Origin of the sequence: Hydrogenophaga sp. 70-12, assembly GCF_001897365.1 — a bacterium.
GTDB classification, from domain to species: Bacteria; Pseudomonadota; Gammaproteobacteria; order Burkholderiales; family Burkholderiaceae_C; genus Hydrogenophaga; species Hydrogenophaga borbori.
The window spans coordinates 1-8,887 of sequence record NZ_MKSS01000404.1; the positions used below are offsets into that span (position 1 = coordinate 1).

10 protein-coding genes and 1 tRNA gene are annotated in these 8,887 nt (G+C 60.7%); 7 read left to right on the plus strand and 4 right to left on the minus strand.

Annotated elements, in window-relative coordinates:
• Positions 1–136 precede the first annotated feature (136 nt).
• Both BGO22_RS20640 and BGO22_RS20645 read left to right on the plus strand, forming a co-directional pair.
• Positions 137–1,678 (plus strand): IS3 family transposase, encoded by a 1,542-nt coding sequence (locus BGO22_RS20640; protein ID WP_286852342.1) that lies wholly within the window; start codon positions 137–139, stop codon positions 1,676–1,678.
• Positions 1,679–1,752: 74 nt separating this feature from the next.
• Positions 1,753–2,310 carry an ATP-dependent DNA helicase gene (locus BGO22_RS20645; RefSeq protein ID WP_286852343.1) on the plus strand — a complete coding sequence of 186 codons (558 nt, stop codon included), beginning with the start codon at positions 1,753–1,755 and terminating at the stop codon, positions 2,308–2,310.
• Between the two features lie 55 nt (positions 2,311–2,365).
• Here the strand turns inward: BGO22_RS20645 and BGO22_RS20650 are convergent, their stop codons facing one another.
• Positions 2,366–2,806 carry a MerR family transcriptional regulator gene (locus BGO22_RS20650; protein WP_304010522.1) on the minus strand — a complete coding sequence of 147 codons (441 nt, stop codon included), beginning with the start codon at positions 2,804–2,806 and terminating at the stop codon, positions 2,366–2,368.
• A 12-nt stretch (positions 2,807–2,818) separates the two neighbouring features.
• Here BGO22_RS20650 and BGO22_RS20655 point away from each other — a divergent pair, with 12 nt between their 5' ends.
• From BGO22_RS20655 to BGO22_RS20670, 4 genes are read left to right on the plus strand one after another with little or no spacing between them, the layout of a single operon-like run.
• Complete coding sequence (locus BGO22_RS20655) at positions 2,819–3,187, plus strand: mercuric transporter MerT family protein (RefSeq protein WP_286852344.1); 369 nt, start codon at positions 2,819–2,821, stop codon at positions 3,185–3,187.
• An 8-nt stretch (positions 3,188–3,195) separates the two neighbouring features.
• Entirely contained in the window at positions 3,196–3,480 is a 285-nt protein-coding gene (gene merP, locus BGO22_RS20660; protein WP_286852345.1) for a mercury resistance system periplasmic binding protein MerP, read from the plus strand.
• A gap of 1 nt (position 3,481) precedes the next feature.
• The gene (locus tag BGO22_RS20665) at positions 3,482–3,700 is read left to right on the plus strand and encodes a GDCCVxC domain-containing (seleno)protein (RefSeq protein WP_286852346.1); all 219 of its coding nucleotides are present in this window, start codon (positions 3,482–3,484) and stop codon (positions 3,698–3,700) included.
• A 51-nt stretch (positions 3,701–3,751) separates the two neighbouring features.
• The gene (locus BGO22_RS20670) at positions 3,752–5,098 is read left to right on the plus strand and encodes a dihydrolipoyl dehydrogenase family protein (RefSeq protein WP_286852348.1); all 1,347 of its coding nucleotides are present in this window, start codon (positions 3,752–3,754) and stop codon (positions 5,096–5,098) included.
• 84 nt (positions 5,099–5,182) lie between these two features.
• On the opposite strand, the gene BGO22_RS20675 is transcribed toward BGO22_RS20670, so the two are convergent.
• Positions 5,183–5,749 carry an HNH endonuclease gene (locus BGO22_RS20675; protein ID WP_286852349.1) on the minus strand — a complete coding sequence of 189 codons (567 nt, stop codon included), beginning with the start codon at positions 5,747–5,749 and terminating at the stop codon, positions 5,183–5,185.
• A gap of 652 nt (positions 5,750–6,401) precedes the next feature.
• On the opposite strand from BGO22_RS20675, the gene BGO22_RS20680 reads away from it, so the two are divergent.
• Positions 6,402–7,091: a hypothetical protein gene (locus BGO22_RS20680; protein ID WP_286852350.1), complete on the plus strand. Its 690-nt coding sequence runs from the start codon at positions 6,402–6,404 to the stop codon at positions 7,089–7,091.
• 265 nt (positions 7,092–7,356) lie between these two features.
• On the opposite strand, the gene BGO22_RS20685 is transcribed toward BGO22_RS20680, so the two are convergent.
• Positions 7,357–8,175, minus strand: a complete 819-nt coding sequence (locus BGO22_RS20685; RefSeq protein WP_286852352.1) for an NYN domain-containing protein — start codon at positions 8,173–8,175, stop codon at positions 7,357–7,359.
• 526 nt (positions 8,176–8,701) lie between these two features.
• Positions 8,702–8,777, minus strand: a tRNA-Arg gene (locus BGO22_RS20690).
• Positions 8,778–8,887: the final 110 nt, after the last annotated feature.

Consider the following 8,887-nt stretch of genomic DNA (forward strand, 5'->3'; position numbering starts at 1 on the left):
AGCATGGACACCGGCGTCTCGTCGGCATGCAGCACGCGGCGCTGCAGCAGCTCTGTCTGTTGATTTCCACCCAGAAGTGACCCAGTAAGTCAGGTGGGAGATGCGGACAAAAACTTGGACTACCAGGAGGTAGTTCATGTATTCGTATCAAGACAGGATTCGGGCGGTCGAGCTATACATCAAGCTTGGCAAGCGCGTTCGAGCAACCATTCGCCAGTTGGGGTACCCGACCAAGAATGCATTGAAGGGTTGGTTCCGAGAGTACGAGCGCAGTCGCGATCTGCCCAAGGGCTATGTGCGTCCCAAGCCGAAGTACTCCCAGGATCAGAAGGAGATCGCGGTCAGGCACTACCTTGAACATGGAAGGTGTGTTGCTGCAACGATCATGGCGCTGGGGTACCCGGGCCGTGCGTCATTGACCGCCTGGGTGGAAGAGCTCCATCCCGAATTGCGAGTCCGCTTGGTCGGTCACGCTGAGCGTGTCAGCCACTCCGCTGAACTCAAGCAGGCAGCGGTTATTGCGCTGTGCACTCGTCAAGGCAGTGCAGAGGCCTTGGCTCAGGAGATTGGCGTGTGCAGGCCGACGCTGTACAAGTGGAAAAACCGGCTACTTGACCGCGAGGCACCAGCATTCATGACGAACCCAAACGATATGCCAACGCCTGGCGCTGCCCGCGAAGAGCTGGAACGCCAACTTGAGGTCTTGCGACGGGACATCAGGCGCCTGCAGTTGGAACAAGACCTGCTCAAGAAGGCGAACGAAATCATAAAAAAAGACCTGGGCATCAACCAGCCGCCCCTGACCAATCGGGAGAAGACCCTGTTGGTTGATGCCCTGCGGAGCACGTACACGCTGTCTGAGCTTCTTGGTCAGGTGGGACTGCCGCGCAGCTCCTACTTCTACCATCGCGCTCGTCTGAATGCAGCGGACAGGTACGTCGAAGTACGACGCACCATCGCCGACATCTTTGAGCGCAATCACCGCTGCTACGGCTACCGCAGGATACGCGCCTCGCTGACCAAGCAAAGCGTCAGCATCTCCGAGAAGGTGGTGCAGCGTCTGATGAAACAGGAGTCGCTGGTGGCCGCCGCGCCCAAGCGTCGCCGCTATGGTTCCTACCTGGGGGAAATCAGTCCGGCGCCTGAGAATCTCATCAACCGTGACTTCAGTGCGACCGCGCCCAATGAGAAGTGGCTCACGGATATCACGGAGTTCCAGATCCCCGCTGGCAAGGTGTATCTCTCACCCATGATCGACTGCTTCGATGGCATGGTCGTCAGCTGGGCAATTGGCACGCGTCCCGATGCGGCGCTGGTGAACTCCATGTTGGATGCCGCGATCGATGGCGTCGCCACCGGTAGCGACCGGCCGGTCGTTCACTCCGATCGCGGCGCGCACTACCGCTGGCCGGGTTGGCTCAAGCGCATGGCCGACGCAAAGCTGGTGCGCTCTATGTCGCGCAAGGGGTACTCGCCAGACAACGCAGCGTGTGAAGGCTTCTTCGGCCGGCTGAAGACCGAGCACTTCTATCCCCGAGACTGGCAGTCCGCCACCATCGAACAGTTCATGCAGGCCTTGGACGCCTACATTCGCTGGTACAACGAGAAGCGGATCAAGATCTCTCTGGGCTTTCTCAGTCCAGTCGAGTACCGACGCAGCCTCGGAATCGTCGCTTAACCAGTCCAAGATTTGTACCGCACCCCCCCCGGGTCAGCTTTACGTGGAAATCAACACGCAATGGCCCGGACGGCGTGAAGACCATCAACAGCCTCTGCCAGGCCGAGACCACCGCAGGAAGCAAGGCCATGACGGTGTGGAGCGCTCAGCATGATGCGCTGGCGCTTACCGGATTCAACCTCGGCGACCCGGTCTTGTGCACCCGAAACATGTGGGACCGAGGACTGCAGAACGGCTCGCTGGGCACCATCGTCGAAGTCGAGGATGGGCCCCAGCATCCGCGTGATGACGAGGATTGTGAGGCCGAACGTCCGCTTGCCTGGGTTCTTTGGGATGACGGCATCCGCAGGCCCGTCGTCGAGGACATGTTGGACGACCTGGAGCTGGGCTATGCCATCACGGTCCACAAGGCCCAAGGCTCACAGTGGCCGCGCGTCATCGTTCCTCTCACGGGGCACCGATTGCTCGACCGCACCCTGATTTACACCGCAGTCACTCGGGCACAGAAGCAGGTGTTAATCGTTGGTGACGAGGCGGCGGCAAAAGCTGCCGTTGAGAGCCCGCCTCGAGTTCAAAGCAGGCAAGTAGCGCTGGACTTGCTGATTCGCTCTGCTCTCGACTCTCGAGATTGAAGCTGCGACAGCAAGCCCGCGGAGCGTTCAAGCCCCTCGGTTAACCTGGTGAAAATCAGGGGGTGTCATCCGCACGCATCAACGCCTCAATGAGTGGGCAGCTCACCTTGCGCTTGCTCGTCGAGCAGCTGGCCACAAGCCCCTGAAGAGCAGCCTCAAGCGCGCGCAGGGTCTGGATTCGCTCGCGCACATCTGCCAGCTTGCGCTCCCCGAGCATGCGGGCCGACGAGCAGGACTGGCCGTCGTCCAGCGACAGTAGGGCCTGCACGTCCTCCAGGGAAAAGCCGAGTGCCTGCGCCCGCTTGATGAAGCGCAGCCTGGTCAGCGCGCTCTCCGGGTAACGACCGATGCTGCCGGGCTCGCGCCTGGGAACAGCGAGCAACTCGCGGCGCTGGTAGTACCGAACCGTTTCGACGTTCACTCCGGCGGAAGCTGCAAGCTGTCCGATTGTCATTGACTGCATAGTGGGCTTGTTTCCGTACTCAGGTACGTACATACACTACTCTAAATGAACGCAAAACACACTGATGCCAAGCCCTGGACCCTCGGAGCCTCGGTCTTGGCAGGAGCTGCTGCGGCCGTTGGGGCGTCGGCCTGCTGTGCCGGGCCCTTAGTGCTCGTCCTGCTCGGCGTCGGCGGAGCCTGGGGCTCGCGCATGCGAGCGCTTGAGCCGTACCAGCCGTTCTTTATCGCCGCCATGTTTGCGTTCCTGGGCTATGCGTTCTATCGCCTATACGTCCGGCGCGCCCAATGCGCGCCTGGTGATGCTTGCGCTATCCCCGATACCAGTAGGCGTCAGAAAGCGCTGTTCTGGGCGGCTTCCGCCTTCGCGATTGCGCTGGTCTCCATGCCGGTCTACGCCCCCTTGTTCTATTGAGGTCTCAAATGAAATCGTTCGCTGTTCTACTTGCTTCCCTGACCATCGCCGCCAGCGCCTACGCGGCGGGCGCGCACAACGCCACACTCGCAGTCAGCAACATGGACTGCGCCACCTGCCCCATTGCCGTTCGCAAGGCGCTGGAGCGCGTGCCTGGCGTGGAGTCCGCCAAAGTCGACTTCAAGACGAAGCTGGCGGTCGTGGCATTCGACCCGGCCAAGACCAAGCCTGAAGCCCTCGTGAAGGCGACCACCGACGCAGGCTTCCCCTCGACCGTGAAGCAGGTGCAGTGACGTGACCGCCGTTGTTCTGGAGTCCACGCTCACGTGCCCCGAGTGTGGGCACGTGAAGGCCGAGACCATGCCGACTGACGCCTGCCAGTGGTTCTACGAGTGCGAGAGCTGCAAGACGGTCCTGCGCCCGTTGGCGGGGGACTGCTGCGTGTTCTGCTCCTACGGGACGCAGAAGTGCCCGCCCTTGCAGGCGGGCTCCAGCTCCTGCTGCGCGGGCTGACGTAACTCCCCAGGGCGTGCAGAGCCGTGCCCTCTTTGAAAGGCGTGCCAGATGCCCCGTAGCTACGATTTAGTTGTCCTGGGAGCCGGCACGGCCGCCATGACAGCCGCCTCGCGTGTGCGCGACCAGGGCTGGTCCGTCGCTGTCATCGACTTCCGACCGTTCGGAGGCACCTGCGCACTGCGCGGCTGCGACCCCAAGAAGATGCTCATCGGAGGCACCAGCGCCGTGGACCACGCTCGGCGCATGCGGGGCAAAGGAGTTGCTGACGACGCCCGCATCGACTGGTCCGAGCTCATGGCTTTCAAGCGGAGCTTCACCGACCCGGTGCCGGAACTGCACGAGCGCAACTACAAAAGCAAGGGCATCGACACCTTTCACGGGAAGGCCAGGTTCACTGGACGCCAGACCATCGAAGTCGCTGGTGAGGTCCTCGACGCGCGCTACGTGCTGCTCGCCACCGGCGCCGAGCCGGTGAAACTAGGCATTCCGGGAGAAGAGCACCTCGTCACGAACGAGCAGTTCCTGTCGCTAGAAGCGTTGCCGGCGCGGATTGCATTCGTCGGCGGCGGCTACATCGCAGCGGAGTTCGCCCACATCGCAGCTCTGTCTGGTGCCAAGGTAACCGTGCTTCAGCACGGCCCTCGGATGCTCAAGGCCTTCGACAAAGACCTGGTGGGCTGGCTCATGGCCAAGTTCCAGGCGCTTGGCATCGACGTCCGGACCGGCACCTCCGTGGAACGCGTCGACCAGCCCGCGCACGAATTCAGGGTGTGGACCTCACGCGACGGGCAGAAGCAAAGCATTGAAGCCGACCTGGTCGTGCATGCGGCCGGGAGGGCGCCTGACTTTTCGGGGTTGAACCTTGAGGCCGCGGGCGTGGAGGTCGACGGCGGACGCCTGAAGCTCAACGAGTTCTTGCAGAGCGTGTCGAATCCGGCCGTCTATGCGGCTGGAGACGCAGCCCAGGTCGGCCCGCCCTTGACTCCCGTATCGAGTCACGACGCGCACATCGTCGCGGCGAACATGCTGAAGGGCAATGCGCGGCGGCCGGACTACCGCGGCGTCCCCAGCGTCGCCTTCACGGTGCCGCCCATCGCAGCGGTTGGCCTGTCCGAAGAAAAGGCGCGCGCCCAGGGGCTGAAGTTCCGAGTCCAAAGCAAGCTGGCCAGCACTTGGTTCACCGCCCGGCAAGCTGCAGAGGCCGTCTACGGCTTCAAGGTGCTGGTCGATGAGACGACTGACTTGGTGTTGGGCGCGCATCTGGTCGGGCCCCATGCCGAGGAAGTCATCAATCTCTTCGCCTTGGCCATCCGGCACGGTTTGACAGCCAGCGCGCTCAAGCAAACCATGTTCGCCTATCCGACGGGCGCATCGGACATCGGCTACATGCTCTAGGCGGGGAATGAACTGAGCCCCTCCCTGCATATGCAGAGAGGGGCTCGAATTACAGCGTCGAGCTCCAAGCCCGACGTGCGTTCTTCAAGCGTGCCCGACGACACGGGAGTGCTTCGGACACATGCTCTTTAGCAGCTCCATTTGGTCGTCGAGGATTTGCCGGTTGGCCAGAATCAGCCCTTCCTGGTGATTCGGCACATAGGGCACGTATAGAAGCTGCCAGCCAAGCTCGTCCAACGTCTGGGCCCCCTTACGCGCGTTGCATGCTACGCAGCAGGCACAGCAGTTGAGCCATGAGTCGGCGCCGCCTCTGGACAGAGGTGTGATGTGGTCGCGAGTTAGTCCCCTGGTGCTCACCGTGCCGCAGTACGCGCACATGAACTGGTCTCGCCGAAACAACGCGGCATTCGACAAAGGGATAGTCGTGCGCTTGTTGCACTCAGGACTCCGCCCTCGCAGCACCAAGATGCTTTTCAGCGTGACTTGCGAGTCAAGACCTGTGTTGCGGTTCTTCCCGCCGGTGAACGTGAACTCGTGGTCGCCAAAGCCGTAGGCGACCTTGCCAAGAGTCTCCTGGCAGATGGCGTCTTGCCAGGATAGCCACCGAGAAGGGAAACCAGAGATGTCGATGGCCAGATGGAGGGACCTCATCACACCCTCCCACGAACTCGTAACCCGAACTGGTGATGACCACGAGTTCCACCGACCGGATTTTTCTCCCGGCTCCGAATGCGGAACTCACTCACACACCCAACCGGTAAGTTTTTTGGGGGCCATAATTTGCAGAGTGCAATCGACGCAAGGGAACATACTATCGATTTCACGACGGATTCTTGGATCCATACCATGACAACCCTGACGAGTTCCTTGACCACAATGGCCCCGTCGTAACTCCAAGAGTTGGGAATGCCCGAGCTGAGATCTTCGTAGAAACGCTTAAGCTGTGTTCAGATGAACGCATCACACTGGTCATGCAGAAGATCTCAAAGCTTCAAGAGCTTCAACAGGTGCTCGTGAGATACAACGCTGAGCCTGCTGGACCGCTGAAAGAGGTTCTGAAACGGAGACTGTCCGATATGGCCAAGCCGAGTGCCGAGTACTCAGCCATGGTTCGCGACGCTTTGCGCGCCAAGGGGTACGACGAGGTTCTCTAGAACGCTCGTACGGTTATGCATAACTTATCGATCAGCCTGACCCGCTATAGCAGGCCTTGTAAGCCCGGCCAGAGATACCAGCACTATCGTCTCAGCCCGGGCTTACAAGGCCTGCCATAGCGGGCAGGTTACCTCGAACTTTAGGCGTCATGAGTCGCACCATACCCGATTGGGTGATCGAAACCTGCTGGTGGACCTCCGGCATATTCGCGACCGGTGCACTTTGGTACTTCCTGTCTATCAAGGACTACTCGTATGCCGTCGGTTCCGGCGCTCTGGCATTCGTCTTCGCTCTAGCGGCGATTGCCCTACACAGGCGCAAGGACCAACTCGCCGAACAGTCACTTCCAACGGAGTTCAAGGACGAAGTTCCTGACGAGTACATACGACGGTCGTTGGATGAACCAACTGATGTCCGTCTCTTTCACTCTCTCCCAGAACTCAAGGCTATTGCTCGCCGAACTGCGCAACCGGGATGGGATACCGGTATCACCGCTGAAATGCGCAAGGCGACTTACGACGTTGTGGACCTCTACGAGCACATCTGGCTCAAGCTTGCGGAGTTCTACCCTGTCAAGCACTTTGGCAAAGATGGGGCTGCTGCCCACATCAAGAACTACATTCGAGAAAGGTACAAGTTTCACTGGGCGAAGCACGAGCCCGGTGGGCCAGGTACCGGAGGAACAATCGTCGGCGTGCTTACGGGCGGAGATGTGATGGACGACTTGGATCGCCTGATCATCGAGACTGCCACGGGCCTAGTTGGGTACAGAGATGACTTCGACTTCAATGCTTGGCGAGATCGGTGGCGAGGCGAAGGCTCGTCGAATGACGCCTAACCCGTCGCTGGAACCGACTCGCACCGGCATGGCGCTCGCGCCTAAGCTCAAACGTTGACGACCGCTCCAACGCCTTGACAAGGGCCGCTCTCTGCTATCTGCGGTTATGTATGGCGAGATGCCGACTGGCAGCAATCGCTGCATAGTCGACCTCTACATCTTGGCGATGGTCTCGCAGACAACCGAACTGATGTGCAGGAGTCCCATCACGGTTCTCTCGGAGCCAACCAGACTCGGTATCCCACTTACTGCGGGCACACCTGCCCTAGCGACGAAGCCGAAGGTGGTGGGCGTCTTCGCTCTTTCGAACTTCGACAACCGCCTCCAGGGCCTTGAGCATTTCGCCGAATCCGGCGTAGCCGAAGTCTTTGGGGTCGAAGGTAGGGTCCAGCCGCTTGATCAGTGGCAGCACGTTGGCTTTGTTCACCCAGGGTTCGCCCGTGGATTCGGACAGCAAGTGGAGGGCGCGGCGTAGCAGGTCGGCGGCGGGGTTAGCCGGAGAAGTGGTGGCCGCCTCGCGAGCATCGCCCTTCTTACTGTCGACCAGGGCCTCCGGCTCAATGAGGCTGTCATAGAAGCGGAATTCGTGGCAACTCTTGGCCCAGTGCTTGTTGGTGTTTTTGCGGTTGCCAATGCCGATCAGGGTGCGTCCAGCAGCTTTGATCTTCTGCGCAACAGGCATGTAGTCGCTGTCCCCGCCCACGACGATGACCGTCTTGATGTGAGCAAACCGGCTGAGATCCTCGGTAGCATCGAGGCAGAGCTTGATATCGGCGCCGTTCTTGGCAGAAGCCCCCGGCGGGAATAGCTGGATCAGCTCGACCGAGCCCTGAAGCAGGGCATCGCGGTACCGACCGAAGTACTGCCAGTTGCCGTAAGCGCGGTTAATGGCGACCGGCCCGAATGAGGCGCCGAGTTCAACCAAGGCCTGAACATCGATCAGCGGCTCTTGGACCTTGAAGCGGTTGTCTTGCTTCGCATACGCACCTTCGCCGTATTTGGCCTCCATGAGGCCGGCGTGCAGATTCTCGAAGTCCCAGTACAGGGCGACAGATCCGCTTTCGCCGTTGTCGTTGGTTCGCACAGTTTTCTCCCTCCCAGTCGTGATGCAGCCATCGTAATGCCCGTGGGTAGAGCTAATTGACCGGCGAAGGGAAATTCCACCGCGACGTCCGGAGCCATGGCACCAGCGCATCGCAAGAAGGAATTTGTCGGGCCGGGATGTTCACCCTACAGGACGCGGAAATAACCGCACCTGAGGTGGAGTGGCATGCCCGCGCGGAGGACGCGCTAGGTCCTGACTTCGGCCTGCGCATCGCGAGGATGGTCATTGGCAAAACGGCGGCTCTCCCCACCTGTACCGTTCTGAGGCGACCACCAGGGCTTGACTCCCAGGCTAAAGAGCTATGGTCGTTCCTCGAGGCAAAACCACACCACGCGGATTCCGCTGGGCCAGCAGTGGGCCAGTTGCGGGCCACAGCAAACCTCGCAGCAGCTCGAAGACCATCGCCTCAGTGCCCAAGCTGGCCCACGAACAGCGCGCTTCCAGGAACAGGCAGCGCCTTAACTACATGTTCGACTCACGCTTGGATGCGCGTAAGTCATTGATTTGGCGCGGCTGGCGGGGATCGAACCCACGACCCTCGGCTTCGGAGGCCGATACTCTATCCACTGAGCTACAGCCGCGTGGCTGGAAAAGACCAATACTCGTTCTACTGCGCGGTTCCCGAATGACGACAGCCTTCGGAGGCCGATACTCTATCCACTGAGCTACAGCCGCGCGGTGGCGCCCATTC